Origin of the sequence: Variovorax paradoxus (assembly GCF_040544635.1) — a bacterium.
Classification (GTDB): domain Bacteria; phylum Pseudomonadota; class Gammaproteobacteria; order Burkholderiales; family Burkholderiaceae_C; genus Variovorax; species Variovorax paradoxus_R.
Window position 1 is genome coordinate 76529 of sequence record NZ_JBEPKJ010000007.1, and the last position, 25742, is coordinate 102270.

27 protein-coding genes are annotated in these 25742 nt (G+C 66.9%); 6 read left to right on the forward strand and 21 right to left on the reverse strand.

The genetic code is table 11. From position 1 onward, the window contains the following. Nucleotides 1–67 precede the first annotated feature (67 nt). From ABIC94_RS13595 to ABIC94_RS13645, 11 genes are all read right to left on the reverse strand, one after another. The gene (locus tag ABIC94_RS13595; protein ID WP_354373527.1) at nt 68–1288 is read right to left on the reverse strand and encodes a class I SAM-dependent rRNA methyltransferase; all 1221 of its coding nucleotides are present in this window, start codon (nt 1286–1288) and stop codon (nt 68–70) included. Then, nucleotides 1285–2325, reverse strand: coding sequence for a tyrosine recombinase XerC (locus tag ABIC94_RS13600; protein WP_354373528.1), 1041 nt, complete (start codon nt 2323–2325; stop codon nt 1285–1287). Before ABIC94_RS13600 ends, ABIC94_RS13595 begins: the two co-directional genes overlap by 4 nt. Continuing rightward, the gene (locus ABIC94_RS13605; RefSeq protein ID WP_354373529.1) at nt 2309–2914 is read right to left on the reverse strand and encodes a YdcF family protein; all 606 of its coding nucleotides are present in this window, start codon (nt 2912–2914) and stop codon (nt 2309–2311) included. The genes ABIC94_RS13600 and ABIC94_RS13605 overlap by 17 nt, the downstream gene beginning before the upstream one ends. 26 nt (nt 2915–2940) lie before the next feature. Then, nucleotides 2941–3639, reverse strand: a complete 699-nt coding sequence (locus tag ABIC94_RS13610; protein WP_157612032.1) for a DUF484 family protein — start codon at nt 3637–3639, stop codon at nt 2941–2943. Then, on the reverse strand, nt 3636–4520 hold the full coding sequence (gene dapF, locus ABIC94_RS13615; RefSeq protein ID WP_354373530.1) for a diaminopimelate epimerase: 885 nt from the start codon (nt 4518–4520) through the stop codon (nt 3636–3638). The genes ABIC94_RS13610 and dapF overlap by 4 nt, the downstream gene beginning before the upstream one ends. A gap of 76 nt (nt 4521–4596) precedes the next feature. Beyond that, complete coding sequence (locus tag ABIC94_RS13620) at nt 4597–5418, reverse strand: alpha/beta fold hydrolase (RefSeq protein WP_354373531.1); 822 nt, start codon at nt 5416–5418, stop codon at nt 4597–4599. A 45-nt stretch (nt 5419–5463) separates the two neighbouring features. Then, nucleotides 5464–7044: an MFS transporter gene (locus ABIC94_RS13625; protein ID WP_354373532.1), complete on the reverse strand. Its 1581-nt coding sequence runs from the start codon at nt 7042–7044 to the stop codon at nt 5464–5466. Further along, the gene (locus ABIC94_RS13630) at nt 7037–7444 is read right to left on the reverse strand and encodes a DoxX family protein (protein WP_436318008.1); all 408 of its coding nucleotides are present in this window, start codon (nt 7442–7444) and stop codon (nt 7037–7039) included. The genes ABIC94_RS13625 and ABIC94_RS13630 overlap by 8 nt, the downstream gene beginning before the upstream one ends. Then, complete coding sequence (locus ABIC94_RS13635; protein ID WP_354373728.1) at nt 7444–9363, reverse strand: amidohydrolase; 1920 nt, start codon at nt 9361–9363, stop codon at nt 7444–7446. The genes ABIC94_RS13630 and ABIC94_RS13635 overlap by 1 nt, the downstream gene beginning before the upstream one ends. 80 nt (nt 9364–9443) lie before the next feature. Further along, the gene (locus tag ABIC94_RS13640; RefSeq protein WP_354373533.1) at nt 9444–9734 is read right to left on the reverse strand and encodes a DUF1427 family protein; all 291 of its coding nucleotides are present in this window, start codon (nt 9732–9734) and stop codon (nt 9444–9446) included. 159 nt (nt 9735–9893) lie between these two features. Continuing rightward, entirely contained in the window at nt 9894–10547 is a 654-nt protein-coding gene (locus tag ABIC94_RS13645) for a hydrolase (protein ID WP_354373534.1), read from the reverse strand. A gap of 171 nt (nt 10548–10718) precedes the next feature. Here ABIC94_RS13645 and ABIC94_RS13650 point away from each other — a divergent pair, with 171 nt between their 5' ends. After that, entirely contained in the window at nt 10719–11630 is a 912-nt protein-coding gene (locus ABIC94_RS13650; protein ID WP_354373535.1) for a LysR family transcriptional regulator, read from the forward strand. Nucleotides 11631–11661: 31 nt separating this feature from the next. Here ABIC94_RS13650 and ABIC94_RS13655 read toward each other — a convergent pair whose 3' ends face one another. Continuing rightward, complete coding sequence (locus tag ABIC94_RS13655) at nt 11662–12318, reverse strand: 2-hydroxychromene-2-carboxylate isomerase (RefSeq protein ID WP_354373536.1); 657 nt, start codon at nt 12316–12318, stop codon at nt 11662–11664. Between the two features lie 23 nt (nt 12319–12341). Then, nucleotides 12342–12719, reverse strand: a complete 378-nt coding sequence (locus tag ABIC94_RS13660) for an I78 family peptidase inhibitor (RefSeq protein WP_354373537.1) — start codon at nt 12717–12719, stop codon at nt 12342–12344. Nucleotides 12720–12777: 58 nt separating this feature from the next. Between ABIC94_RS13660 and ABIC94_RS13665 the strand changes: the two genes are divergently transcribed. Beyond that, entirely contained in the window at nt 12778–13719 is a 942-nt protein-coding gene (locus tag ABIC94_RS13665) for a LysR family transcriptional regulator (protein ID WP_354373538.1), read from the forward strand. Here ABIC94_RS13665 and ABIC94_RS13670 read toward each other — a convergent pair. The 4 genes from ABIC94_RS13670 to ABIC94_RS13685 all read right to left on the reverse strand — a co-directional run bounded on the left by ABIC94_RS13670 (nt 13682) and on the right by ABIC94_RS13685 (nt 18488). Further along, complete coding sequence (locus ABIC94_RS13670; RefSeq protein WP_354373539.1) at nt 13682–15826, reverse strand: alpha/beta hydrolase domain-containing protein; 2145 nt, start codon at nt 15824–15826, stop codon at nt 13682–13684. The genes ABIC94_RS13665 and ABIC94_RS13670 overlap by 38 nt on opposite strands. Before the next feature lie 247 nt (nt 15827–16073). Further along, nucleotides 16074–16598: a ferritin-like domain-containing protein gene (locus tag ABIC94_RS13675; protein ID WP_354373540.1), complete on the reverse strand. Its 525-nt coding sequence runs from the start codon at nt 16596–16598 to the stop codon at nt 16074–16076. A 543-nt stretch (nt 16599–17141) separates the two neighbouring features. Then, nucleotides 17142–17432, reverse strand: coding sequence for a putative quinol monooxygenase (locus tag ABIC94_RS13680; protein ID WP_354373541.1), 291 nt, complete (start codon nt 17430–17432; stop codon nt 17142–17144). A gap of 114 nt (nt 17433–17546) precedes the next feature. Further along, nucleotides 17547–18488 (reverse strand): AraC family transcriptional regulator, encoded by a 942-nt coding sequence (locus tag ABIC94_RS13685; RefSeq protein WP_354373542.1) that lies wholly within the window; start codon nt 18486–18488, stop codon nt 17547–17549. A 256-nt stretch (nt 18489–18744) separates the two neighbouring features. On the opposite strand from ABIC94_RS13685, the gene ABIC94_RS13690 reads away from it, so the two are divergent. Beyond that, entirely contained in the window at nt 18745–19704 is a 960-nt protein-coding gene (locus ABIC94_RS13690; RefSeq protein WP_354373543.1) for an alpha/beta hydrolase, read from the forward strand. A 23-nt stretch (nt 19705–19727) separates the two neighbouring features. Here the strand turns inward: ABIC94_RS13690 and ABIC94_RS13695 are convergent, their stop codons facing one another. The 3 genes from ABIC94_RS13695 to ABIC94_RS13705 all read right to left on the reverse strand — a co-directional run bounded on the left by ABIC94_RS13695 (nt 19728) and on the right by ABIC94_RS13705 (nt 23272). Next, nucleotides 19728–22112, reverse strand: coding sequence for a phosphocholine-specific phospholipase C (locus tag ABIC94_RS13695; RefSeq protein ID WP_354373544.1), 2385 nt, complete (start codon nt 22110–22112; stop codon nt 19728–19730). Nucleotides 22113–22149: 37 nt separating this feature from the next. Continuing rightward, the gene (locus tag ABIC94_RS13700; RefSeq protein WP_354373545.1) at nt 22150–22368 is read right to left on the reverse strand and encodes a hypothetical protein; all 219 of its coding nucleotides are present in this window, start codon (nt 22366–22368) and stop codon (nt 22150–22152) included. A 190-nt stretch (nt 22369–22558) separates the two neighbouring features. Next, nucleotides 22559–23272 carry a hypothetical protein gene (locus ABIC94_RS13705; RefSeq protein WP_354373546.1) on the reverse strand — a complete coding sequence of 238 codons (714 nt, stop codon included), beginning with the start codon at nt 23270–23272 and terminating at the stop codon, nt 22559–22561. 146 nt (nt 23273–23418) lie between these two features. Between ABIC94_RS13705 and ABIC94_RS13710 the strand changes: the two genes are divergently transcribed. Together ABIC94_RS13710 and ABIC94_RS13715 are read left to right on the forward strand one after the other, a co-directional pair. Next, nucleotides 23419–23775 (forward strand): hypothetical protein, encoded by a 357-nt coding sequence (locus tag ABIC94_RS13710; protein ID WP_354373547.1) that lies wholly within the window; start codon nt 23419–23421, stop codon nt 23773–23775. Nucleotides 23776–23786: 11 nt separating this feature from the next. Beyond that, nucleotides 23787–24581: an alpha/beta fold hydrolase gene (locus ABIC94_RS13715; protein WP_354373548.1), complete on the forward strand. Its 795-nt coding sequence runs from the start codon at nt 23787–23789 to the stop codon at nt 24579–24581. Here ABIC94_RS13715 and ABIC94_RS13720 read toward each other — a convergent pair. Then, nucleotides 24561–25133 carry a histidine phosphatase family protein gene (locus ABIC94_RS13720; RefSeq protein WP_354373549.1) on the reverse strand — a complete coding sequence of 191 codons (573 nt, stop codon included), beginning with the start codon at nt 25131–25133 and terminating at the stop codon, nt 24561–24563. The genes ABIC94_RS13715 and ABIC94_RS13720 overlap by 21 nt on opposite strands. Nucleotides 25134–25221: 88 nt before the next feature. Between ABIC94_RS13720 and ABIC94_RS13725 the strand changes: the two genes are divergently transcribed. After that, on the forward strand, nt 25222–25734 hold the full coding sequence (locus ABIC94_RS13725; RefSeq protein WP_354373550.1) for a GNAT family N-acetyltransferase: 513 nt from the start codon (nt 25222–25224) through the stop codon (nt 25732–25734). Nucleotides 25735–25742: the final 8 nt, after the last annotated feature.

Genomic DNA, 25742 nt, shown 5'->3' on the forward strand with positions numbered 1-25742 from the left:
GAAAACAGGGAAGAAGAAAAACTGGCAGGCAGTTTAGCCAATGCCACTCAGTTGCGTTGGCGCGGGGTCAAGCCGGCTTTTTCACCACCACCAGCCCCTTGAGGTACTCGCCCTCGGGAAACTCGATGGTCATCGGGTGGTCGGGCGCCGCACCGAGGCGTTCGCTGATGTAACCGTCTACTTGCGCGTCGATACCGGCCGAAGCCACGATCTTGTGAAAAAGATCTGCGCTGATGCCGCCCGAGCAGGAAAAAGTCAGCAGCACGCCGCCGGGCTCCAGCAGTTTGAGCGCAAGGCGGTTGATGTCCTTGTAGGCGCGGGCCGCGCGCTCGGCGTGGGCCGCCGTGGGCGCAAACTTGGGCGGGTCGAGCACGATGGCGTCGAAGGTGCGGCCTTGTTCGATGAACTCGCGCAGCACGGTGTTGACGTTGGCATCCAGAAACTCCGCCTTCACGCCCGAACCTTCGCCCCCGAAGCCGTTCAGCGCCAGGTTGGCCCGCGCCCGCTCGAGCGCCGGCTGCGACGAATCGACCGACACCAGCTCGGCGCCTTCCAATGCCCCGGCTGCCTGAAGACCCGCGAGCGCAGCCACGGTAAAGCCGCCGGTGTAGCAAAAGCAGTTGAGCACGCGCCGAAAGCGCCGGTGCTGCGCCAGCTCGGCAAAGCGCTGGCGGCTGTCGCGCTGGTCGAGGTAGAAGCCGGTCTTGTGGCCGGTCGCAATGTCGAGCGAGAGCTTCCAGCCGTGTTCACGAATCGTGATTTGGGTGTCGCCCTCCCCGCGCAGCCAGCCCGTAACGGGCTTCAGGCCTTCGCGCTCGCGCCCGCTGGCATCGGAGCGCTCATAGAGCTTGTGCAGGCCGGTCCCCTCGAGCAGCGCATCGGCAATGGCGGCCTTCCAGCGCTCGACGCCGGCCGACAAAAATTGCGCCACCAGCGTGTCGCCGTAACGGTCGACGATGAGGCCCGGCAGCCCGTCGGCCTCGCCATGGACCAGCCGGACACCGTCGCTCTGCAGATCGAAAAGCGCCCTGCCCGCCACCGCACGCGCACACACCGACGCCAGAAAGGCGGCATCGATGCGCTGCGTTTCGACAAAGCTCCAGGCCCGCGCGCGAATCTTGGAAACCGGACTGAACGCGGCCCAGGCCAGAAAGGCGCCTTCATGGGATTCCACGCGCACCGTTTCGCCCGAATCGGCACCGCCGCGGGCAATGGCCGATTCGAAGATCCAGGGGTGGCGGCGCTGCAGCGAGCGCTCTTTGCCGGGCTTGAGGCGGAGGGTTTTCATTTGTGGGTGTCGTCTTTTTTGGGCTTGGCCCGCGCACTTTTTTCAGCGCGTGCCGGCGCATCCGTGCCCTCCGGCCGCGCCTGCGCGCGCGGGTGGGCCGCGTCATAGGCCTTGGCCAGATGCTGAAAATCCAGCCGGGTATAGATCTGGGTGGTGGAAATATTGGCGTGGCCCAGCAGCTCCTGCACGGCCCGCAAGTCACTGCTCGACTGGAGCACGTGGCTCGCGAACGAATGCCGCAGCATGTGCGGATGCACCGGCGCCGCAAGGCCGGCTTTCAGGCTGCGCTCGCGCAACAGCTTCCACACCGCGTGCGAAGACATCCGCAAGCCCTTGGCGTTGATGAAAAGCGCCGCGGCGCCTGCCGGGTCTCGAAGCCCCGCCGTGGCCAGCGCCGCGCAATCGCCGCGCACCGCGAGCCAATCGCGCAGCGCCTCGGCCGCCTTGCCGCCGATCGGCACGAGGCGCCGCTTGCTGCCCTTGCCGAGCACATTGGCTTCCATGGCATCCAGGTCGACCCAGCCGAGGGCCGTGTTGCTGGCGCGCGCATCCAGGCCGGTGAGCTCGCTCACGCGCAAGCCGCAGCCGTAGAGCACCTCGACGATGGCGCCATCGCGCGCCTCGGTCCAGGGGTCGGCCTCGGGGTCGTACATTTCGGCGAGCCGCACCGCGTCGTCGACCGCCAGCGCCTTGGGCAGCGGCCGCGCGGCCTTGGGCGCATGCACGTCCTGCACGGGGTTGAAGCCCACCAGCCCCTCGTTGCCGAGCCAGCGGTAGAAACTGCGCCAGCATGAGAGCACCAGCGCAATGCCGCGCGGCTCGCGGCCCGCGCCGTGCAGCTGCGCCATCCAGCGCCGGACGTGCGCGGTTTGCACGCGGTCGAGCGGAAGGCCGGCCTCGGCGGCGTTGGCCGTGAGCGCCTGCAGGTGAATGGCATAGAGATCGACCGTGCGCGGTGCCAGCCGGCGCTCCACGCGCACGTGCTCCAGGTACTTTTCGACCCAGCGCGTGTCGGTCGTCTCAGTGGAGGTAGCCATTGAACGCATTGTTCACGACAGCCAAAGGCTCGCGCAATGCGCCCTTGAAAACCATGCCCCAGCGCTGCCAGCAGCGCGTGCTGGCAGCGGCGTACTGCACGTCGAAGTCCTTGTCGAAGCCGCTGGCCCGCACCAGCCGCTCCACGCGCCACAGGTGATAGGGCTCCGAGACCACGACCACGCTGCGGATGCCCGCGGCTTGCAGCAGAGGGCGCGACATCGCCAGGTTCAGGCGGGTGGACGTGGAGGCCGGCTCCAGCAGCAGCGGACCGGCATAGCCTTCGGCGCGCGCATGCTGCTGCATGACCTCGGCTTCGACGCGCCCGTCTTCCTTGTCGACGCCGCCCGACAGCACCAGCTGCTTCACGCGGCCTGCATTGGCCAGCGCAATGCCGGTGTCGACCCGGCCGGTGAGGCACGGGTTGGGCTTGCCTTTCAGGTAGGCGCGGTTGCCCAGGATCAGCGCGGCATCGGCCGCACGCTGGGGCGGGCTGTCGAGGATCTCGACCGCACGCCGCCAGACGATGGCCGCAATGGCCAGGTAAGCCAGCAGCCCGCCAAGCAGCACCGTCCACAGCACGGGCCGCACGGCCCGCCAGGACCGGTGCCGCCCGCTCAAGGCCGCAGCCGCGACAGCGCGCCCGAAGCCAGTTCGGCGATGCGCTCGAGAAAGTCGGTGCCCATTTCGGCGTTGAAACGCTGCGCGTCCGGCGAGGCCAGCACCAAGAGGCCAAAGGCCGGCGACTCGGCATCGGGACGCAGCGGAATCAGCGCAATCGACATGGCGCCGGCCGGCTCGGGCAGCCAGTTGGCCGCCTCGAAGCCCGAGTTGAGCCCGCAGTAAGGCGAAGTGAGCGAGGTGGCCAGCGCCTTCACGTCGTCGCTCACCCACTGTGCGTAGGCTTCGTTGAGGTAATCGGCCCCGCAGTCCCACACCTTGATGGCGGTTTGCGGCACCAGGAACAGCGACTGCAGGTCGACCGCGATGCGGTACGGCAGGCTGCGCGGGTCGCGCGTGGTCAAGAGGCCCTTGGTCCAGCGCTGCAGGCGGTCGGCAATGACGACGTTTTCGGTGCCGTGGCGCACCATGTCCATCAGGCGATGCTCCAGCGCCTTGATTTTTTCGCGCAGCATTTCGGCCTGGCGCTCCTGCAAGCTCACGGCGCGGTTGCCGTGCGGGCTGGTGAGCTGCACCTGCGCCAGCAACTGTGCGTGCCGCTCGAAAAAGTCGGGCGTGTTCGCCAGGTAATTGGCGATGTCGTCTTCGGTGATCGGGTTCATGGCGTCGTCTTTGTTGTTTCTGAAGTTGGTCATGGCAGCTCGGGCACCTCGATGTCCCCCTCGAAAACCGTGGTGGCCGGCCCGGTCATGAGCACGGGATTCCCCTCGCCCTCCCAGCCGATGGTGAGCACGCCGCCGTGCGTTTGCACGTCGACCCGGCTGTCGAGCAGGCCGAGCCGGATGCCCGCCACCACCGCCGCGCAGGCGCCGGTGCCGCAGGCCAGCGTTTCGCCGGCGCCGCGCTCGAACACCCGCAGCTTGACGTGCGTGCGGTCGACCACCTGCATGAAGCCCGCATTCACCCGCTGCGGAAAGCGCGGATGGTGCTCGATTTGCGGGCCCTGCCGGGCCACCGGCGCCGTGTCGACGTTGTCGACCACCTGCACCGCATGCGGGTTGCCCATCGACAGAACCGCGACCGAAACAATCGCCGAATCGGCATGCGTGCCAAGCGCCAGATGCCAGGTGTGCCACGCGCCCGTGGGCTGCGGATCGAGCCCCGCGGTATCGAAGGGCACGCGGGCCGGCTCGAAAATCGGCGGGCCCATGTCGACCGTCACCCGGCCGTCCTCGCTCATGCGCGGCTCGATGATGCCGGCCAGCGTTTCGACGCGCACCGTGTCCTTGTCCGTCAGCTGGTGCTCGCGCACGAAGCGCATGAAGCAGCGCGCGCCGTTGCCGCACTGCTCCACCTCGCCGCCGTCGGCGTTGTGGATCACGTACTGAAAGTCGATGTCTTCGCCCGCGTCCTTGGAGGGGCGCCGCACGGTAAGGATCTGGTCGGCGCCGACGCCGAAGTGGCGGTCGGCCAGAAAGCGGTATTGCGCAGCCGTGAGGCCCAGCGTGCCGCGCGTTTCGTCGAGCACGACAAAATCGTTGCCGGCTCCCTGCATCTTGGTAAAGCGGATTCGCATCGGGCGATTATCGCCACCGGCGCCGCCCTTCGCACTGAAAGGGCCGCAGGGCACGGCCCTTTCAGCGTGCCTTGCCTCAGCCCTGGATGAACGCCAGCAGGTCGGCGTTCACCTGCGCCGCATGCGTGGTGCAGGTGGCGTGCGGCGCGCCGGCATACACCTTGAGCTGGCTGCCCTCGATCATTTCGGCCGCCAGCTTGCCCGTGGCCTCGAACGGCACGACCTGGTCGTCGTCGCCGTGGATCACGAGCGTTGGCACGTCGATCTTCGCCATGTCGGGGCGAAAGTCGGTCTCGGAGAACGCTGTCACGCAGTCGATGGTGGCCTTGATCGAGGCCTGCAGCGCGATCTGCAGCGTCTGCTTGAACACGCCCTGCGACACCTTCGCGCCCGGGCGGTTGGTGCCGTAGAAAAGCGTGCTGAAGTTGTCGATGAACTGCGGCCGGTCGGCGGCCAGCCCGGCGCGGATGCCTGCGAACACCGAAGCCTCGGGGCCCACGGGATGGTCGGCTGTCTTCATGAAGAGCGGCGTCACGGCGCTGATGAGCGCGAGCTTCGCCACGCGCGCGCTGCCCTTGCGCGCGATGTAGCGCGTGACGTCGCCGCCGCCCATCGAGAAGCCCGCAAGGATCACGTCCTTCAGGTCGAGCGTCTCGATCAGCTCGGCGATGTCCTCGGCGAAGGTGTCGTAGTCGTAGCCGGTCCAGGGCTGACTCGAGCGGCCGAAGCCGCGGCGGTCGAACGCGATGACGCGGTAGCCGCGCTCGGCGAAGAACAGCATTTGCGCGTCCCACATGTCGGCGCTCAGCGGCCAGCCGTGGCTGAACAGAATGGGCTGGCCACTGCCCCAGTCCTTGTAATAGAGCTCGGTGCCGTCGCGAAGGGTCAGTGTTGCCATGGTTTTTCCTTGAGGTTGATGAAAGGGTGAAAGGGTTCGCGCCGCTCAGAGCGCCAGGAAGTGATGCACCTCGGGCTTGTCCGGCCCGATGTGAAAGCGCAGCGCCTCGGCCTGCAGGTCGGCGTCGGCGTGCGACACGCGGCGGTGCTGGCGCAGGTGCTCGGCCCACGACTCGACGAGGAACCACTCCATCACGCGCTCGGCATCGGTCGTGTGCTCGTGCACGCCCCAGGCGTAGGCACCGTCGCGGCGGCGCTCCAGCGACAGCCGCTTCATCGCCTCGAGGAACGCCGGGCGGTCTTCCTTGCGGATGCGGTACTCGACCTGGACCATCACCGGCCCGCGGTCGTGCGCCACGGGCTCGGCCAGCAGCGGCTCGGGCCAATGGTTCGAGGCCTGCAGGTCGGCCTCGCCGGCGGGCAGCCGCACGCGATGGAAGACGAGCCCCATCACCACCAGCCCCACCGCGCCCGCCACCAGCGTGGCCGGCACGCCGACCTGCTGCGCGACCAGGCCCCAGCCCAGGCTGCCGGCCGCCATGGCGCCGTTGAACACCGTGAGGTACACGGCCAGCCCGCGCCCGCGCACCCAGTTCGGCAGGATCGACTGCGCCACCCCGTTGAGCGTGGTGAGCGCGATGATCCAGCCCAGGCCCAGCACCCCCAGCATCGGCACCGCGAGCCATTGCGGCGGCGCGAAGACCAGCCCGCCCATCACTGCGGCCGTCAGCAGCGAGGCCAGCAGCAGCATGCCGTCGGCATCGAGCCGTGCGCGCAGGCGCGGCATCACCAGCGCGCCGCCGATGGCGCCCGCGCCCACGGCGCCGAGCAGGATGCCGTAGAAGCCCGCGCTGCCGCCCAGCATCTGGCGCGCCACCAGCGGCAGCAACGCCCACACCGAGCTCGCGAACAGGAAGAACACCGCCGCGCGCAACAGCACCACGTGCAGCTCCTTGCTGGCCCGCGTGTAGCGGATGCCCGCGCGGAAGGCACCGAGAAAGTTCTCGGAAAGCCCGCTGTCCGTTGCCGCCGGCCGCTTCCACCACAACAGCGCCGCGATCACGAACGCGTAGCTCAGCACGTCGAGCCCGTAGGTGACTGCCGCGCCGAAGCTCGCGAGGATCAGCCCGCCCGCCGCCGGCCCGATGGAGCGCGCGATGTTGATGCCCAGCGAGTTGAGCGCCACCGCGCTCTTCAGGTCGCTGCGCGGCACCAGTTCCGGCACGATCGACTGCCAGGTCGGCCCCATCAGCGCCGCGCCGATGCCGCCGACAAAGGTCAGTGCGACAAGGTATTCGACCGTGAGCGAGCCCGTGTGCGACAGCACCAGCAGCATGCCGCTCACGGCCGCCAGCAACACCTGCACGCCGATCAAAAAGCGCCGCCGGTCGAGGATGTCCGACAGCACGCCCGCCGGAATCGCCAGCAGGAAGATCGGCAGCGTGGCCGCCGTCTGGATCAGCGCCACCGCCGTCGGGCTGGCCGACAGGTCGGTCACCAGCCACGAGCTGGCCACGTCGCGCATGAAACTGCCGATGTTGCCGAGCACGGTGGCAGCCCACAGCACCGCGAAGACCGGCTGGCGCAGCGGCGCGAAGGCGCCGGCGGCTTTGGGGGACTCAGACATGGGCACGCTCTTTCAGGTCGAACCAGGCAACGAGCAGGAAGCCGCCGACCAGGCCCAGGTGTTCGAAGAAGGAGTTGGCCGCCATGAAGCGCTCGGGCCCCTGCGGCATCTCCCAGAAACGCAGTGCGACGAAGGTCGCCATCAGCGTGAAGCCGCCCAGTGCGAGCGCGCCGAGCCAGCGCCAGAACCCGATGAGCACGAGCGCCGCGGCGCCCAGCTCCAGCACGATCACTGCCACGGCCAGCGGGCCGGCCGGCGACAGGCCGAAGTGGTTCATCTCCGCGAGGGCCGCGTTGAAGTCCATCGCCTTGTTCAGGCCGCCCTGCAGGTAGGCTGCGCACAGCAGCAGCAACGCGATCCAGCGCACAGCAGGTGAAAGGGTCCAGTGCATCGCCTTCATCACACCGCCCAGCAGGCGCAACCCAGCGCGCCCCAGAAGCTCTTCAGGTCGGCGATGGGCAGCTTGCTGCTCCATGCCGTTGCGTGCTGGTGGCCGTGCACGTTGCAGTTGTTGGCGCAAGCGCAGGACATCGCCGCCTTTCGCATCGAGTTCTGCATCACCTTCTGCAGCGGCGCGCCTTCAGCCGTGTCGGCCCAGCCCGCATAGCCCCCGAAAGTACGCGCAGGCGACCAGTCGGGCATGGCGGGCATGGCGGGCGGCAGCGTGCCTTCGTCGTGCGCGGCGAACGGGCCGGCGCCGTAGACCACCTTGCCGCCCACCATCGTGAGCAGCGCGGTCGTGTCGGCAATTTCCGATTCGGCGCAGGCGAAGAAATCGCGATCGGGCACCACCAGGTCGGCAAGCTGGCCGGCCTGGATGCGGCCCTTCTTGCCCTCTTCGTTGGAGAACCATGTGACGTTCTCGGTCCACATGCGCAGCGCGCCTTCGCGGTCCAGGCAGTTGCGTTGCGGGTAGAGCTGCATGCCGCCCACCGTCTTGCCCGTGACCAGCCACGACAGCGACACCCACGGGTTGTACGAGGCGACGCGCGTCGCGTCGGTGCCGGCCGAGACCTTCAGGCCCTTCTCGAGCATGCGCTTGACCGGCGGTGTGGCCTCGGCCGCGCCGGGGCCGTAGCGCTCGACGAAGTACTCGCCCTGGTAGGCCATGCGGTGCTGCACCGCCACGCCGCCGCCCAGCGCGGCGATGCGGTCCATCGACTTCTCGGAGATCGTCTCGGCATGGTCGAAGAACCAGTTCAGGCCCGCGAGCGGTGTGTCCTTGTTGACCTTCTCGAACACGTCGAGCGAACGGCTGATGGTTTCGTCGTAGGTCGCGTGCATGCGCCACGGCCAGCGGTTCTGCGCCAGGATGCGCACCACGCCTTCGAGCTCGCCTTCCATCTCGGGCGCCATGTCGGGGCGCGGCTGGCGGAAGTCCTCGAAGTCGGCGGCCGAAAACACCAGCATCTCGCCCGCGCCGTTGTGGCGGAAATAATCGTCGCCCTGCTTGTAGGTGGAGCTGGCCGTCCAGTTCAGGAAGTCTTCCTTCTCGGCCTTGGGCTTCTGCGTGAAGAGGTTGTAGGCCAGGCGGATCGTGAGCTGCCCGTCGTCGTGCAGCTTGCGGATCACTTCGTAGTCGTCGGGGAAGTTCTGGTTGCCGCCGCCCGCGTCGATGGCGCCGGTCACGCCCAGGCGGTTGAGTTCGCGCATGAAGTGGCGCGTGGAATTGAGCTGGTAGTCGAAGGGCAGCTTCGGCCCCTTGGCCAGCGTGGCGTAGAGGATGGCCGCGTTCGGCTTGGCCAGCAGCAGGCCGGTCGGGTTGCCGGCGCTGTCGCGCACGATCTCGCCGCCGGGGGGCGCGGGCGTGTCCTTGGTGTAGCCCACGGCGCGCAGTGCGGCGCCGTTGAGCAGCGCGCGGTCGTACAGGTGCAGGATGAAAACAGGCGTGTCGGGCGCCACCGCGTTCAGCTCGGCGATGGTCGGCAGGCGCTTCTCGGCGAACTGGTGCTCGGTGAAGCCGCCCACCACGCGCACCCACTGCGGCGCGGGCGTGATCGCCACCTGGCGCCGGAGCATCGACATCGCGTCGGCCAGGCTGCGCACGCCGTCCCAGCGCAGCTCCATGTTGTAGTTGAGCCCGCCGCGAATGATGTGCAGGTGGTTGTCGATCAGCCCCGGCAGCACGCGCTTGCCTTGCAGGTCGATCACGCGGGTGTTGCCGCCCGCGAGCGGCATCACGTCTTCGGCGCGGCCCACGCGGGTGAAGCGGCCGTTCTTGATGGCCACCGCGTCGGCCGTGGGGTTGGCGCGGTCCAGCGTGGTGAAGCGGCCGTTGCGCAGGATGAGGTCGGGGGTGGGGTTCAGGGTGTGGGCCATGGTCGATGCGGGTGCGATAGAGGTGGCTGCGAGGGCGCCAAGGGCGCCGAGGAAGTGACGGCGCTGCGGGTCTTGCGAGCTCATGCGTCGCTCCGCTCGGACGGGCGGGCGGCGACGGTCTTCACCGCCTCGGGCTGCACGCAGGTCGGCAGCTCGCCGAACACGTGCGGCTTGACCTGATGCTGCAGCCACGAGGTGGCGGCCGGCCGGTCGAACACCTGCCGCACCAGCGGCGGGATCTGTTCGCCGAGCAGGATGCCCAGGAGGCCCACCAGGGCGATCACCGGCGGCGCCGGCGAGCGCACCTGGAAGAGCGCGTAGATCACGCCGACCAGCAGGCCGAGCGCGAGGGAAACGACATAGGTCTTCATGGTCTGTTTGTCCTTGACGAAAGTTGTCGAGGGCGCGACGAGGCGCGAAGAAACCGTAGCGAGCGCTCCGAGGTCGCGCCGAGGACCGCAGCCGTACCCAGGTACGGCGAGGACCGCAGGTGCGAGATCGGGGCGCGCAGTAGGTTTATTCGTGCCTCGTCAGCCTTCGTGCGCGCCGAACATGGTCTTCGCGTAGGTCACGCCCAGGCCGTACGCACCGCCCACCTTCTTCGCGATGCCGGTGGTCAGCTCGTACGTATCGCCGCGGGCCCAGTCGCGCTGCAGCTCGAGCAGGTATTGCAGCGAGGTCATCGGCCGTGCGCCGGCCTGCACCATGCGGTCCATCGCGCGGTTGTGCGCCTCGGTGGACACGTCGCCGCAGGCGTCGGCGATCACGTACACCTCAAAGCCCTGGTCGAGCGCCGACAGCGCGGGGCCCACGATGCACACGCTGGTCCACAGGCCGGCCAGCACGATGCGCGGCTTGCCGATTTCGTTCACGCGGTCGATCACGGCGGCGTCTTCCCAGGTGTTCATCGAGGTGCGGTCGAGCATCTTCTGGCCCGGAAAGGCGTCGGTGATCTCGCTGAACATCGGGCCCGAAAAACTCTTTTCGGCCACCGTCGTCAGGATGGTCGGCACCTTGAAGCCGGCCGCCGCCTGCGCCACCAGCGCGGCGTTGTTGCGCAGGTTCACCGCGTCGATCGAGTGCGTGGCAAAGGCCATCTGCGACTGGAAGTCGATCATGACCAGCGTGTGGTCGGTGGGGGTAAGCAGCTTGGAACCGGCGGTCGGGGTGGCTTTGATGGACATGAAAATACTCCTTTTGTTTGAATAGATGATCGATTGGATTCACAATTGCTTTCGGAGGGAATCTCCTTGGCATGGGCTGAATCATCGAGCCCCGAACATCCGTCATCAACGAAAATTTTCACACCTAATGATCGAAGTTTTCGATCATTCCTTTTTGCGAGGAACCGCCGCGTGCTCAAACTCAGTCTGGAAGCCATCGAGGTCGTCGACGCCATTGCGCGCCACGGCTCCTTCGCGGCCGCCGCCACACGCCTGAACAAGGTGCCCTCCACCATCTCGTACGCGGTCAGCAAGCTCGAGGAGCAACTCGGCATGCTGCTGTTCGAGCGCAACGGCCCGCGCGTCACGCTCACTGCCGTCGGCGAAGAAATGCTCAAGGAGGGCCGCTGGCTGCTGAGCGCCGCGAACGACCTCGAATCGCGCATGCGCCAGATCGCCACCGGCTACGAATCAGAACTGCGGCTCGTGCACGATTCGCTCATTCCCACCGAGGCGCTCATCGACGACATCCGCGCCTTTGAAGACCTGCGTTGCGGCACGCGGCTGCGCATCGGCTGCGAGGCGCTCACCGGCAGTTGGGAGGCGCTGCGCGAGGGGCGCGCCGACATCGTCATCGCCGCGGGCGAAGGCCCCGCCGGCGGCGGCTACCAGGCCGCGACCGTAGGCAGCCTCGAATTCGCGTTCTGCGTCGCGCCCACGCACCCGCTTACGCGGCTGGGCCGGCCGCTGCAGCGCGGCGACCTGCTCGACTGCAACGCCATCGTGGTGGGCGACTCGGCCCGCACACTGTCGGACCGCACCGTCGGCCTGCTCGCCGGGCAGCCCCGCATCACCGTGCCTTCGATGGCTGCGAAGGTCGCCTGCCAGGTGGCCGGGCTGGGCCACGGATTCCTGCCGCGCGCGTGCATCGCGAATGAACTGAAACGCGGCACGCTGGTGGAACTATCGACCGAAGAGCCCCGCGCGCCCGAGGCGTTCTGGCTCGCATGGAAGACCGGCGCACAGGGACAGGCGCTGCGCTGGTGGCGCGAGCGGATGAACCGCACGCTGGTGCCGGCGCTTCTGCCGCGGTCGTTCTTGTAAGAAGAGGTGCGGCGCGCCGGGGCCGGGTCGTTCAGCGCGCCGCGCGCAGCTTGTCCAGGGCCCGGTCCAGAAACGCCAGCCGGTCTTGCCCCCAAAAGCGCTCGCCGTTCAGGATGAACGTCGGCGCGCCGAACACGCCGGCCTCTATGGCCTCGGCGCTGTTGGCGCGGTAGATCGCCAGCGTTTCGGCCGCCTGCTCCAGCGCCTGCAGCGAGGCGCCGTCATAGCCGTTTTCGTCGGCCACCGCGATGCGCACCGCCGCTTCGGAGGTGTCGCGCTCTTCCGCCCACAGCGCGCGCAGCAGCGCATGCGAGAGCGGCTGCGCATCGAGCCCCTGCAGCTGCGCCGCAATCACCATCCAGCCCGGGTACTTGTTCCAGTGCGGATCGACCGGCGCGCCCTTCGGGTAATACGCCGGCTCCAGGTTCAGCGGCAGGCCCAGGTAGTCGCTCCAGCGCGCCAGTTCGAGCGCGTGGTACGTGCGGCGCGGCTCCGGCCGCGTCTTCAGCGGAATGCCGCCGGTTTGCGGCACCACGGCCTGAAAGTCGTAAGGCTTGAGCGTGAGCCGCACATGGTGGCGGCGCACGATGTCTTGCAGCTGCGGCCCGCCCAGGTAGGCCCAGGGCGAGGAAAGGCTGTAATAGCAGTCGAGCGCGATGGGGGTGGAGGTGGTGGTCTTCGTCGTCATCGCGGGATTATTGTTAACTTCGGTCAACCGCAACGCGCGGCGACCACGAGACCTTGAGGGTCGACATCGACATTGAGCCGCGCCGGATCGGCCGGCGCCGGCAACGGCGTGCCGGCTGGCGAAGTGCGCGCAGATTTGGAGCCGGTGCGGGTGCGCATTTCTTCCAGCAGCGGCGCATCGATGGGCCGACCGAGCGCGTAGCGCGCCTGCGCGGCCTGGCAGGCTTCCTCGGCGGGCACGGTCGCGAAGGTCGGCGGCGGCGGCACCTCGGAAGTGAGCGGACGGAATTCGGGCTGTGCCTGGCAGCCGGCCAGGAACAGTGATGCCGCGCAAAGAACCGCCGCCACGGCGCCGCGCGCACGCGTGGAAGAGATGAAACCGGATTGCTTGGGGATTGGCATGGTGTGTGTCGCTTCTTTCAACGGATCGTAGCGCCGGCGGTGGTCAAATCCACCCGCCATGATCAACCTGAATCGTTTCGATCTCATCTCCCTGCGGCTTTTTGTCGCAGTTGTCGATGGAGGAAGCCTGACCGCGGGCGCAGACCGATTCGGCGTTTCGCTCCCGGCGGCAAGCAAGCGCATCACCGATCTGGAGCAGCATTGCGGCATGGCGCTGCTCCAGCGCGGACAGCGCGGCGTCACCGCCACGCCCGAAGGCCAGACCCTGCACCGCCACGCCATCGAGGTGATTGCGCGGCTGGAACAGCTGGTGCAGGCCGTCGACGATCTTCAATCGGGTGCCACCGGCCATCTGCGGCTGTGCGCCAATCCTTCCGCTTTCGGCGGTTTTCTGCCCAGCGTGCTGGCCGAGTACGCCCGGCGCTATCCGCACGTGGTGATCGACATGGAAGATGCCTTGAGCGAAGACGGCATTCGCGCCGTGCTCAAGGGCACGGCCGAGCTGGCAGTGATTGGCGACAACGTGCCGCACGAAGGCCTGGAGACCATCGTCTGCAACGTCGACCAGCTGGTGCTGCTGGTGCCGGCGGGCCACGCGCTGGCCGGCCAGCAGAACGCCTCCATCGCGGACGTGCTCGACCATGACCTGGTCACGCTGGCACGCAGCGCCTCGCTCACGCGCAAGGTGATGGCGGCGGCCGACGCTGTGAAGCGCACACCCCGCATCCGGGTGCAGGTGCGCAGCTTCGACTCGATGTGCCGCATGGTCTCGTTCGGGCTTGGCCTCGCCATCTTGCCGCGCGCGGCCGCCGCGCTTTATGCCCAGGCCCTCGGCCTTGTGCAGGTGGGCCTTGAAGGCATCGAGATGGAGCGCGTGCTGCTGCTGGCCATGCGCAGCCGCGCGGAACTCTCCGCGCCGGCGGCTGCCCTGGTGGAAATGATCGAAGAAAGCACCGCTGCGTTCAGCGCAGCACGGCACTCTCCGAAGCCTGCCGGATAAGGCGGTCGCGGTCCGCCGGGAGAAGAAAGCCCTCTGCAGACGCCTTTCCGGCGGCGGCCCGCACCGCGGCCACGTAACCCTCGTGGCTGCCGTAGCGCTCCTCGAGCGAGAGGCGCGGGTCGCCGCTGGCAGTTCGCTCGGCACGCGTGCGTGCGAACGGCACATAGCCGCCCACGTAGTTGCACACCTGGCCTCGATGAAAGCCCTCGGCGGTGACGTTGAAGCCCAGGTAAGTGCCCAGCGGCGCCATCACCAGCACCGTGGGAACCCCGTCGATCTCGTTGCCGTCGGCATCGACCTTCGGCACCTTCATCGGAATCACCTTCTTGATGACCGGCGGCACGTTGGTGGGCACGCCGGAAGCTTCGGCATGATTGAATTGCGGCCCCCAGTCGTAGTCGAACACCGGAAACGCAAAGTTCTCCGGCTGAAAGATCGAGTCCGGAATGCCGGGCACACCACTCGGAAAGCCCATTGCCTTCTTGTTGGCGTCGACCAGCGTCCTGGCCGCAAGCGTGGGCCAGCGGCTGGGCGGCGGCGGCATTCCGTTCAGCACCCAATCGCGCATGGCCAGGCGCAGCACGTTGGTAATTTCAGTGTGCGGCACCGGGTTTGCCGCCAACGTGCCGCGGCCAAAGTTGTTGCCGGGGCAGCTCGGGCCAGTGCTGGCCGTGCCCGTGGCCGCGGGCATGTGCGTGAAGCCGCCCGCGCCGCCGCCGTGGTGGGAGCTCGGTACGTAGTAGCGCCGAACGTTGCGCGGCAGCGGAATGTCCGCGTCGCCGGCCGTGCCGATCCACTCGGGCGTGAGCTTCAGCGCGTACACCTCGGCCGACCCGAAATGCTCGATCACCTTCGGGCAGGTGTCGTTGGTGTCGCAGCGCGAGAAGATGCTGCCGGTGGGTTGCTTGCGCACCGGGTCTGGCCATTCCACCCACCACTGCGGGCCTTCGCTGCCCTGCTGGTAGAGCTCCAGCACGCCGTCCGGCTGGGCCCAGCGTGAGTTGGCCGCCACCCGGCGGCCCGCGATGATCGGCCAGGCCCCGTCGTACACCTTGCGGTTGCGCTCGTCCTGGTTCAGGCCCATGAAGATGAACTGCCGCACCATGTTTCCGGACTGCGACACGCCCCGCACCGCCGTGCCCTTGACCAGGCCCGCCACCGGATTGCGCGTGCCGAAGTCGTCGGCCGCCTCGTAGCGGAAGAAGGTGCCCACGTCGCGAAACGCCGCCATGCCCACGCCCAATATGTAGGCGTTTTGCGCCGGGTACACCACCTGGTACAGCAGGTTGGCGTCGAAGCCGTTGCGCAGGCAGATGTGCACCGGCAGATTGCCCGGCGCATTGGCCGGGTTGATGTCGATCGGCATGCCCGGAAACGGATTGCCCGCATCGCACTTGGCAAAGGCCCAGTCGCCCGCTGCAATGGCCGGCCCTTCGGTGACGACGCCATCAACGGTCTCCTTGATGTGCGTCTTCAGCGTTGCCTTGGTCGTGTCCAGCGTGGCCGGAAGGTAGGGCACGGGGTTGGTCTGCACCATCAGCGGCTGCGAGCCCGCGCCGCTGCGGTTGACGATGCGCCCGAACACCTTGCCTGTAACCGCCACGCCGTTCACCTTGGCAATGGGCGCCGCCACCCAATGATTGGTACCCTCGGCCCGGTTGGCGGGAATGCCCGTGTTGCCCGCGTTGTCAGCCTGCCAGCCGCTGCGCAGGCCCATATCGCCCAGCTCGCGTTCGTCCACAACAATGGTGCCCGCGCCACCACGGTTGGGCACGTCGTGCCAGAGAAAGCCGCTTGCCCGGCTCATGTCGACCGGCTTCGCCAGATTGAAAGTGGTTTCGTACCGCACCTTGCCGTCGGCGTCTGCCCCCAGCTTGATGTCGGTGATGACGCTGTTGTGCGGGTCGTTCGGGTCGAGCTCACCGAAGGCCCGGCCGCGAATCTGCTCGTACGGAATCGACTGCCCCGCCAGGGGCGCGACACTGTCGATCACGATGCGAGTGACGCGGGCCTCGGCCGGCTCGGCAGCAATAACGATGGCCGCCGTGGCCGCCGCCGCGAGCCAGTGCAGGCGTGGCTGGCGCCCAGCCGGGCTTCTGGGGTGCATGCTGTCTCCTGTTCTTTTTTTGTGCGGATCCGACGGCGTCGGCGCTGTGCATCCATCCTCACAATTCGGAGACACGCCGGCAATTCGCGTCTTGTTTAGCCGGTCTTAACCGATGGTTAAGGGCGGCCCTGCGCACCGCTGTCGACCTTCAGAAGGCACGAAGCGGCTGAGCCCCATCAACGCTTCGAAATTCGGTGAATGGACCAGCTCGACGATCGCATCGGCGACACGCACCGGATTGTCTTCGTCACGCGCGTGGGCGGGTTTCGCCGCGCAGCACCCGGAGCTGGTCATGGCTTTGCTGCGCGCTTGCAGCCTGGCGCTCGACCAGGTCGCGGACGTCGGGTGGCAGATTTCGTTGCATCGCCTCGCGGTAGAGTGCGACGGCTGCCTCTTCGCCACGTTCGCAGTCTTCAAGCAGCGACAACTCACTGTTGGCGCCGATCGCTCCTTTCACCCGGACCCACCCCCGATGGATGGTCGCCCCGGTCGTACCACACTCGATGGGCGTGCCACCGTGGCGCCGTATCATTCGTTCCAAGTCATCGCAGGCCTCGTGATACTGCGAAGCGCGCCGGTTGAACGACTGCCTCAGGCTTGATGCAGAAGGCACCTCTCGGGCACAGGTGCGAAAGCCGTATTCGCTGTCGCGCGCGTGTTCGAGCAGTTCGCTCAACACATCAACCGCCTGCTCATCGGCCGGCGCATCGGCAAAAGGAACGCGATCAGCACAAGCTTGGTCGGCGCGACCCAAAACGCTGCCATTGGCCATGATTTGCTCCTTGGTGTTGCTTGATGCGGAACAGAAATAAGACCGCCCGGGCCGCCGCGGCGCAGTCTTGCGAACTATGGTCGCGCGCCTCAGGGCTCCCGGCGTCGTCTCCTGATGACGAGGCTTGTAGGGGTTGACCGAATCCGCAACAGCGGCAGGCGGAGCGCCACTCCCCGTCTCGCTCGACACATCCGGGCGAAGCATTTGCACTATCCCGGCGCAAACCGTCGGCGATCACCGGCGCGGACGTTTTCCTACTGCAAGGGCCGCTTTTTCCCTTCGCCGACCGAGGTGACGCTGGCTACCGTGACAGCATCCCCACCACCGAGGAAGTCACATGAAAAGCATCATCCTTTGGCTATGCGGCGTGCCCATTGGCGTCATTATCTTGTTGAAGGTATTCGGGGTCTTTTGAGGGCGACGAGGGCGATTGCCCTTATACAAAGGCGTTCCAGTTCGCCGGCTCCGTCAGCGGCGCAAGCAGCCGCAGCTCCAAGCTCAATGAAAAAATTCATTCCGAGTGAAACACAACACCCGCCTCGATCAAAGCTCCGCGCAATAGCGACTCACAGGCGCACAAGCCAGCTGCGCCTCCAGCGCACTCCAGGCGCCCGACGCCACCGCGCGATCGATATGCGCCTGATGGTGGCGCGTTGACTCCCACGATTCGACCAGCGTGAACGCGCACGCGTTGTCGCTGTGCCCAAATATCCGCACGCCCCGGCAGCCATCCGCCGACGGCAGCGACTGCCTGACCTGGTTCATGAGCTCGGCGAAGGCGGAGGCGCCCTCGGGCTTGGCTTCGAAAGTGATGATGACGTTGATCGGGTCCATGAAATTTCGCGTTGCTTTCAAGAAGAAAAGAAAAAGGAAACAGGCAGGTTAGCCAGCACCCTCCCCCGTGCCAAGACGCGAAGCTGCGAACAAATTGACCATGGCTGCGGAGCTTCAACCCGACTGCACGCGCCGTACGTATTCCGCAGGCGTTGCCTCGAACCGCCTGCGAAACGCGCGATTGAAATGCGCCGCGCTCTCGAAGCCCACCTTCGCAGCCGCATCGCCGGGGCGCAGCCCGGTGCCCAACATCAGCATGCGCGCCTCTTCCAGCCGCAAGTCGCGAATGCAGCGCATCGGCGTGACCCCGGCCACCTCGCGAAAACTGTGCGCGAAGTGCGAAGGGCTCATGTGCACGTGGCTGGCAATTTCAGCCACGGACAGCGGCCGGCCCAAGTGGCGGCGCATGAAGGCGATGGCCGCCTGTATGCGTGCGCCCGCCTTGGTAACCGCACTCGCGCTGCGAATGGCCGCCGCCGCCTCGGAGCGCAGCAGCCGCAGCACGATCTCTTCGACCGCCAGCGGCGCGAGCGTGCGGCGGTCCACCGGGTCATCCGCCGCCAGCAGCAAGCGCGCGAAGGCCTCGACCACCTCCGGCCCCACCGGGGCCGTGAAGTTCTCGGTCACGCGGGCGGGCTCGGCCGCGAGCGTGCCGCTTTCTGCCAGCGCGACGAAAGACTTGACCAGCACGTCGGGCGGTAGGTCGAGATGAATGGCGAGGTACGGCTCTTCGGCGCTCGCCCCGACGACCGTGCCGAGGCACGCGACCTCGGCGCCGAGCACCAGGCATTGGTTTGCGCCGTAGTCGAGCGAACGGCGGTCGCTACCGAGGTGCGCGGTCTTGCGGCCTTGCAAGACCACCACGACGCCCGGTGTGAGGCGTTGGGTTTTTTCGTAGCGGATTGGGTGGGAGAAGCGGTAGCAGCGCAGGCCAGGATAGAGCGCGTCGGTACGGCCATCCATGGGGGTTCGCGCCGCGACCATTTCGCGTAGGCGCGCCCAAGCAGGGGGAACAACGTAGGGCTTGTTCTTGTTGGCAACGTGCGGAGCAGGCATCGGCTTTGGCGTGAAGAAGAAGCGGGTTGCGCAGGATAGCCCGCTGGCAGGTGCGCCGGTTGTTGGTGACGAGTTCGGCGGGCCTTTCGCCAGCGTGGGATTGATACGGGTGTTTCACCCCTGAGGTACCCCTTGATCGGCCCGAGAAAGCGGGCTCGTGTGGCATTCTGAAGAGGGGCTGTATTCGCCTGGCGATCACATTCATCAACGTGATGCCTGACGGTCTCTTGAAACCACAATCGATCGAGGAGTTGCAATGCAGCAGCTTGGACGAGCGGTGCGCGCGTTCGTATTCGTCGGGGGCTGGGCCCTTGCGCTCGGCATGTCGAGTTGCGGCGGTGGGGGCGGAGGTGGGGGCGCTGTGTTGCCCGTTGGAACCGTGGGCACTGCTCCGCCGCCAAGCGATGCGCCTGTTGCGCCTCCCGCGCCGCCTGCTCCGGATGCACCGCCACCCGCCGCACCGCCTGCACCCGATGAGCCGGCCGAGCCGCCCGTGGCAACCAGCCGCGTCGTCTCCGACAGCATCGTCTCGGCCAAGACCGGCGCAACCTATCCGCTCGACATCTACCTGCCCGCCTCTTACGACGGCGGCTCACCAGCGAGCTATCCGGTCATTTATGCAATGGACGGCGACGGAATCTTCAATCCGCCTGGCACGCGCTTTTCGAACTTCAAGGACATTCTCGACAGCCGCCGCACGGAGGCGATTCTGGTCGGCATCGGCGGCACGGCTCGCCGCGAACAGGACTACGCCTTGCCTGGCGCCACGGCGTACCACGACTTCCTCACGCTGGAGCTGGTGCCGTTCATCGAAGCGAAGTACCGCGCCAATTCGAACAAGCGCCTGTTGACGGGCCTCTCGCTGAGCGGAAGCATGGCCGGCATTGCGCTGTTCCTCGAAGGCGCGGCGGGCAACTTGGTGTTCTCGCACTTCCTCTCGTTCGAAGGCGCGTACGACTATCAGGGGCCCGAGTATGAAAACCTCGAGCAGCAGATGCACGACGCACTCAACGGCAGGCCGCTGCCTGCAACGCTCGTTCTTACGCGCTGCGACCACCCGACCGAATGCAACTCCGGCCCGGTGGACTCGATATTCAAGCGGCTGCTGGGGCGCGTATACCAGGGCCTGACGGTGGAAGAAACCACCTACTCGACGACGCACACTGGAGCCGACATTCCGTCGTTCACCGATGCGATCGCAAAGCTGCTGCCGTAGCCCCGGCTTTCTTTTTCTTCTCTTCAGAAGCGGTCGGGCAGCCCCATGGCCGGGTCGCTCACCGAGTGCCGGCCCGTTTCGATGCGGCCGGCAAAGCGCCGGTAGAACGACGGGTCGGCATCGCAGGTCACCACGAAGTCGTACCACTGGCCGCTGCCATCCAGGCTCCAGCGCATGGCGGTGTCGCCGCCACCCTTGACGCGAATGCGCCATGAGCCGTCGGGGTGGGTGCCGTAGACGCCGTTGTTTTCGTTGTTGCCGCGACGGTCGCTGTTGTCGTTGTTGTCGCCGTTGCCGCGGTCTTCATGGTGGCCCTTGCCGCCGGCCTGGTAGGCATCGGGGCGCGGGTAGGCCTTGTTCGATTGCACGGTAAAGCGGCAATCGCGCCGGCCGTCGTTGCGCATCTGCAGGTAGATGTCGCCGCGGCGCGCGTCGTAGCCCACGCGAATTTCCGGCGCGGCCGCACCGCCGGCGCGCAGGCTGTTCAGGTTGCCCTTGAACTGGCGGTGAAAGCCGTTGGGGCCGAGCACCCACAGGTCGTACAGGCCGGCGTCGTCGGTCATGGCGCTCCAGTAGCCGTCGAGCTGCTTGCCGGGCTCGACCACGTAGCGGCGCGGCACGCGGTCTGCCAGGTGCAGCTTGTCGTACACGTGGAACACGGCAGCAGCCTTGCCGCTGTTGGCAAACAGCAGTTGAACGCGGCCGTTGAGCGAATCGCTGCGCGCACTGGTGTGCAGTTCGTAAGGCAAGGCGCGCGAGGGGCGCACGCCGGTGGCCTGCACCGGCAAGTCGGCGTCGACCGGCGGCACGATCTTGGGGAGCGCCTCCTGCGCGGTGGTGAGCGCGTCGGCCTCGGCCTTGGTCTTGCGCCCGGCCAGGGTGGGCAGCGGCTCGTCGTTCGGGCGCTCGAAGTTGAAGGCGCTGGTCAGGTCGCTGCAAACGGCGCGGCGGTGCTTGCTGATCTGCGGCTCGGCCACGCCGAAGCACTTTTCCAGAAACATGAGCGTCGAGGTGTGGTCGCAGACCTGCGAGTTGACCCAGCCGCCACGGCTCCACGGCGAGACCACCCACATCGGCACGCGCGGGCCGGGGCCGTAGGGGCGGCCGTCCATGGCGGGCTGCTTGGGGGTGGCCGGCGTGTAGTTGTGATATTCAACGGCCACGTCGGCTTCGGCCATTGTGGTGGCGCCGGCCAGTGAGCCGTCGGGGTTGCGCGACGGCGCGGCGGGCGAAGGCAGGTGGTCGAAGAAGCCGTCGTTCTCGTCGAAGTTGATGAGCAGCACGGTCTTGCTCCACACCTCGGGGTTGGCGGTGAGTGCGTCCAGCACTTCCTGCACATACCAGCCGCCCTTGGCCGGGCTCGAGGGGCCGGGGTGCTCGCTGTAGGCCGAGGGCGAAATGATCCACGACACCGCGGGCAAGGTGCCGTTGCGGATGTCTTCGCGGAAGGTTTCCAGAAAGCCGTAGGGCATGGTGTTGCCGAAGCCCTTGGCCAGCGGGCTGAGCGGGTCGTCGATGGCCGGGTCGTAGAACGGACCGGCGGCGGTTACCGGCTGCGTGATGTCGGTGGCGGGCACATACACGGGGCGCCGGGCTTCGGGCATCTGCTCGACGGCGGTTCGCCAGTGGCGAAAGCTCATCATCTCGTTGCAGCCGAAGTTGTCGATCAGGCTCTGGTAGACCTTCCACTTGACGCCGGCTTTTTCGAGCCGGTCGGCATAGGTGGTCCAGGTCCAGCCTTCGGTGGATGCGCCGATGTCGTTGCCGGCGTTGAACTGGTTGTTCAGCACCGCGAGCTGCACCTTGCTGCCGTCGACGGGGCTGATGCCGTTGGGGCCGTTGGTGCCGCTCCAGTAGAACAACCGGTTCGCAATGGTGCCGGTGTGCATGCCGCAGTGATAGTGGTCGCACAGCGTGAAGGCCTCGGCCAGCGCGCGCTGGAACGGCACTTCCGCGGTGTCGTAGTAGCCCATCGACAGCAGGTTCTTGACGTCGGGCCACTTGAACATGCGCCCGTGGTCCCATGCGGCCTGCGAATCAGACCAGCCGTGCGGCGTGCTGCCCGCGCGCTGCGCGTTGCCCTTGCTCTCGTCGAGGCGGTAGGGCGTGTAGGTGCCGGGCGGCGTGGTCTTGGTGTAGGTCTGGTGAAAGATGGTCTTGCCGTTGGGCGCGGGCACGGCAAAGCGGTCGCCGTAGCCGCGCACGCCCTTGAAGGTGCCGAAGTAGCTGTCGAACGAACGGTTCTCCTGCATCAGCAGCACGACGTGCTTCACGTCCTTGACGGTGCCGGTCTCGTGGTGCGCCGGAATGGCCAGCGCGCGGCGAATGCTGGGCGGAAAAGTGGCCAACGTGGCGGCTGCGATGCCGGTGCCCGTGGCGCTTTGTAGAAACTTGCGGCGTGTGGTCATGGTGGGGTGGTCAGTCTCGAATATTGATGGGAGCGACTCAGGGGGCGTAGCTCACGGTGGGCTCGCTGCTGGCTGCGTTGGGCGTGGTCGAAGCGGCATCGGTCTTGGCCGTGTTGTCGCCGCTGTCCTTCGCGGTGGCGCTGCCGCTGAAGCCGGCGCCACCCCCGCCGCCATCACCACCGCCACACGCGCTCAACGCGAAGGCCATGACCAACAGCGCGAGCGGCGCGCGCAAATAAGAAAGCCGTGAATGCATGGATGAGTCACTCCTTGTTTCATCGAGGCAGTTGAATGGCCTCGACGAACGGCAGTGTCTCCACCGCCGCGCATCAAGGCAACTTCAAGCGTACGAAGCCGCTGTGACACAGCGATGTAGCAGTGATGCGAACCTTGGTAGGCATTTACGGCACATCAGTAATGCATTGGTAATGCATTGCCGATGCAGGTCAGTCGAACGGTTCCCATTGGCCTGAAGTGGGGCGAACGATTGCGCGCTTGCCGTTCACCCGCACCTGCTCTTCATCGAGTTGCGAGGCGGTCGAAGGATCGACGTCGAACGCAACTCCGAGTGCGCGCGCCACGTGAGCATCTTCGATGGGAAGCTCCCACGTTAGAAACACTTGGGTGCAGTCTTTCTCGGGCCCGAAGTCGGCCGCGTCGAAGCCGCTGCCGCCGCGCGGAACTACGGCATGAGGCTGGCCGGTATCGAAGATCAGGACCGTGCCGCGGGCAAGCGGAATGCGATGGCCCGTAGAAGCAAAGTGAACGTCGAGCCCCTTGTCCTCGCTCACGAAGAGATTGCAGAACGCCGCACCGCCGTATTGCGCGCCGTCGTGGTGGTAACGCGCGCCGCGGCAAGCCATGAGCGCGACATCGCTCGATGCAAGCACGTCGGGCAGACCGAGCGTGCGCGTCCAGTCCGCCACGGCCTGCACGCAGCGCGCGTAGTCCGGCCACCGCGCACGCGCTCGCGCCAGGGGCAGCGGCTCCACGTCTCCGGGCTCCAGCGCGAGGCGCGAAGATATCTCGCGCTCCCAATCTGCCGTGAGCCTTGCGGGAGGCACGGGCACGTCGACCATGCCCGACAGCACGACATTGCTCACGCTCCGGCTGCGAATGGCGTCGCCGCTCCAGAAGTAGGAAGTCAGGATGTCTCGCACGCGATGCGGTCATGAGAGTGGCTCATCGGAGCAGTGTAGTAAGGCGTGGGGTGGCGCGGCCGAGACGCCCTCGATGACCGCCTCCTGCGCCAGCGCTGGCCGTAGATGGCGGATGGTCAATTGCCGTTTGGCGCCAGAATGCGCGCATGAACCGCCACAACGACACGCAGCAGGAAACCGTCGAATACATCCCTTTCGAGGAATTCCGCCAGGGGCTGGCGCAAGGGCGCTTTCGCGTCGTCGTCAACCCCGCGCTGGCGGTACCGTTCGTGTCCCACCGCATGCATGCCACGGCGCTGGCACTTGCACTCATCGGCCCGGGCATTGCCGCGGCGCTGGCCGGCTATCCGTGGATCGGCGGGCCGCTGGTGGTGGCCGGCATTCTGGTGCGGTGGTCCGTCAAGACCCAGGCGCCGCGCATGCTGCTGCACCTGGCCACGCGCATGCCTTCGGTCTACGAGCAGGCTTGCGAGCACGGCGTGATGGAAGTGCGCCGCGCCTGAGGAGCGATGCAATGGAAACAGCAGGCATCTACACGGAACAAGGCGGCGAAGGCCCCGACCTGCTTCTCATGTTGCATGGGATGGGCGCGACCGGGGCCGTGTGGTCGCCGATGTGCGAAATGGCGAGCACTCGCTGGGCCGGGCGTTGGATGGCTCTCGACCTGCCCGGCCACGGCCGATCCCGCCGGCAAGACTCTTATGCCATTGGCCAATGCGCCGCAACCGTTGCGCGCGCCGCGATGCCGCACGTCGATGCCGCAGGGCGGCTCGTGGTTCTGGGGCACTCGCTGGGCGGAGTCATCGGCCTCGCATTGGCCACGGGCTGGTTCGGTGTTACGCCGCACCGGGTCTTTGGGGCGGGCATCAAGGCGGCGTGGAGCGACGATGAGCTTCGCCGCATGGAAACACTGGCATCGCAGCCCGCGAAGAAGTTTTCTACCGAAGAAGAAGCGTGGGAGAGATACCTGAAGGTTTCAGGCCTCGCGGGACTCGCCGGTGCATCGGCGCCAGTGGCTGCGAGAGGCGTCGGCCGCGATGCCGACGAATGGCGTCTCGCGATGGACCCAAAGGCAAATGCTGTCGGCAAGCCGCCGCTGTCCGAGCTGATGGCGCTGGCTCGCTGCCCGGTTCATCTCGGTCGCGGACGCGACGATGCGTTGGTGACGATGGAGCAGACCCGCGCGCTCGACCCCGATGCACGTGACCTGGGCCCGCACGGCCACAACGTGATGATCGAGGCGCCCGGGCAGGTTTGGGATTGGATGGACTCGTTCACCGACGAAGCGTCAAGGCCCGTCGACAGGTAGCGTGCCCACCACCGTCAGTGCGCCCCGCTGCACTCGCATGACGACACCTTCGCCGGACGCCGTGGCGGTGCCCGTCAGTGCGCTGATATTGGCCTGGTGAGTGGTCACCACTAGCATGCCCGGGCCGCGCCAGGCCAGGAGCAGCGCCCGGGCGCGCTCGGTTTGCTCGGGTTCGTGCGATCGATCGAAGAACAACGAGTTGAACGCGCTGTCGGCGCGAGCCTTGATGGCGGGAAAGGCGAGTGCCGCGGTATCGCGCGCGCGGCACCATTCGGAGGTGACCACGGCGGACACGGCAATGCCGCGTTCGCGAAATCGCTCGCCGATGCGGCGCGCCTGCTTGCGGCCGGTGTCGTCGAGGTTGCGCTGGGTGCCGCAGTCGTCAAGGCGCATGCCGGGCGGGTCTCCGATTCCCGGCGCCTCTGCATGCCGGAACAGAACGACGTCGCCATTGCGCAGCGCGCCCCACCCGGTATCGGTTTGGCCCGGACCTGGCGCGCAACCCAGCACGAGGGCACTGGCCAGCAGCATGCGGAAGGCAGCGCGGTTCATGGGAACTCCTGGTGCAGGTCTACGCCGACTCGAGGTTCTATAGTAAAGACCTGCCCTCGCCTTGAAAAGGAATCACCCGCTCGTGTCCATGACACTTTCATTCAAGCCACTGGCAGAAGACGACTTTCCGATGCTCCACGAGTGGGTTCGGCGGCCCCACGTTGCCGAATGGTGGAGCGAGCCCAGCACGATGGAAGAGATCAAGGACGACTACCTTCCCACGCTCGACGGCCGGTCTTCGACCAAGGCATTCATTGCCACACTGAACGGTGAGCCGATCGGGTTCATCCAGGTCTACGTTGTGCAAGGCTCCGGAGACGGCTGGTGGGAAGACGAAACCGATGCCGGCGCGAGAGGCATCGATCAGTTCCTGGCAGACGCCGCGCGCCTGAATCAGGGCTTGGGCACCGCAATGATCAAGGCCTTTGTCGAGCGGCTCTTTCAAGACCCTGGCGTTTCGAAGGTGCAGACCGATCCCTCACCCGACAACGCCCGTGCCATACGGTGCTACAACAAAGTCGGCTTCAAGGAGGTTGGCGAAGTCATGACGCCTGACGGACCTGCAATGCTCATGCGGTACGAAAGGGTGGACCCGGTTTGACGACCGCT

Coding starts and splice junctions, on each gene's coding strand:
- ABIC94_RS13595 (WP_354373527.1), bottom strand. CDS start 1,288: ATGAAAACCCTCCGCCTCAAGCCCGGCAAAGAGCGCTCGCTGCAGCGC.
- ABIC94_RS13600 (WP_354373528.1), bottom strand. CDS start 2,325: ATGGCTACCTCCACTGAGACGACCGACACGCGCTGGGTCGAAAAGTAC.
- ABIC94_RS13610 (WP_157612032.1), bottom strand. CDS start 3,639: ATGACCAACTTCAGAAACAACAAAGACGACGCCATGAACCCGATCACC.
- dapF (WP_354373530.1), bottom strand. CDS start 4,520: ATGCGAATCCGCTTTACCAAGATGCAGGGAGCCGGCAACGATTTTGTC.
- ABIC94_RS13620 (WP_354373531.1), bottom strand. CDS start 5,418: ATGGCAACACTGACCCTTCGCGACGGCACCGAGCTCTATTACAAGGAC.
- ABIC94_RS13625 (WP_354373532.1), bottom strand. CDS start 7,044: ATGTCTGAGTCCCCCAAAGCCGCCGGCGCCTTCGCGCCGCTGCGCCAG.
- ABIC94_RS13630 (WP_436318008.1), bottom strand. CDS start 7,444: ATGAAGGCGATGCACTGGACCCTTTCACCTGCTGTGCGCTGGATCGCG.
- ABIC94_RS13635 (WP_354373728.1), bottom strand. CDS start 9,363: ATGGCCCACACCCTGAACCCCACCCCCGACCTCATCCTGCGCAACGGC.
- ABIC94_RS13640 (WP_354373533.1), bottom strand. CDS start 9,734: ATGAAGACCTATGTCGTTTCCCTCGCGCTCGGCCTGCTGGTCGGCGTG.
- ABIC94_RS13645 (WP_354373534.1), bottom strand. CDS start 10,547: ATGTCCATCAAAGCCACCCCGACCGCCGGTTCCAAGCTGCTTACCCCC.
- ABIC94_RS13655 (WP_354373536.1), bottom strand. CDS start 12,318: ATGACGACGAAGACCACCACCTCCACCCCCATCGCGCTCGACTGCTAT.
- ABIC94_RS13660 (WP_354373537.1), bottom strand. CDS start 12,719: ATGCCAATCCCCAAGCAATCCGGTTTCATCTCTTCCACGCGTGCGCGC.
- ABIC94_RS13665 (WP_354373538.1), top strand. CDS start 12,778: ATGATCAACCTGAATCGTTTCGATCTCATCTCCCTGCGGCTTTTTGTC.
- ABIC94_RS13670 (WP_354373539.1), bottom strand. CDS start 15,826: ATGCACCCCAGAAGCCCGGCTGGGCGCCAGCCACGCCTGCACTGGCTC.
- ABIC94_RS13675 (WP_354373540.1), bottom strand. CDS start 16,598: ATGGCCAATGGCAGCGTTTTGGGTCGCGCCGACCAAGCTTGTGCTGAT.
- ABIC94_RS13680 (WP_354373541.1), bottom strand. CDS start 17,432: ATGGACCCGATCAACGTCATCATCACTTTCGAAGCCAAGCCCGAGGGC.
- ABIC94_RS13685 (WP_354373542.1), bottom strand. CDS start 18,488: ATGCCTGCTCCGCACGTTGCCAACAAGAACAAGCCCTACGTTGTTCCC.
- ABIC94_RS13690 (WP_354373543.1), top strand. CDS start 18,745: ATGCAGCAGCTTGGACGAGCGGTGCGCGCGTTCGTATTCGTCGGGGGC.
- ABIC94_RS13695 (WP_354373544.1), bottom strand. CDS start 22,112: ATGACCACACGCCGCAAGTTTCTACAAAGCGCCACGGGCACCGGCATC.
- ABIC94_RS13700 (WP_354373545.1), bottom strand. CDS start 22,368: ATGCATTCACGGCTTTCTTATTTGCGCGCGCCGCTCGCGCTGTTGGTC.
- ABIC94_RS13710 (WP_354373547.1), top strand. CDS start 23,419: ATGAACCGCCACAACGACACGCAGCAGGAAACCGTCGAATACATCCCT.
- ABIC94_RS13715 (WP_354373548.1), top strand. CDS start 23,787: ATGGAAACAGCAGGCATCTACACGGAACAAGGCGGCGAAGGCCCCGAC.
- ABIC94_RS13720 (WP_354373549.1), bottom strand. CDS start 25,133: ATGAACCGCGCTGCCTTCCGCATGCTGCTGGCCAGTGCCCTCGTGCTG.
- ABIC94_RS13725 (WP_354373550.1), top strand. CDS start 25,222: ATGACACTTTCATTCAAGCCACTGGCAGAAGACGACTTTCCGATGCTC.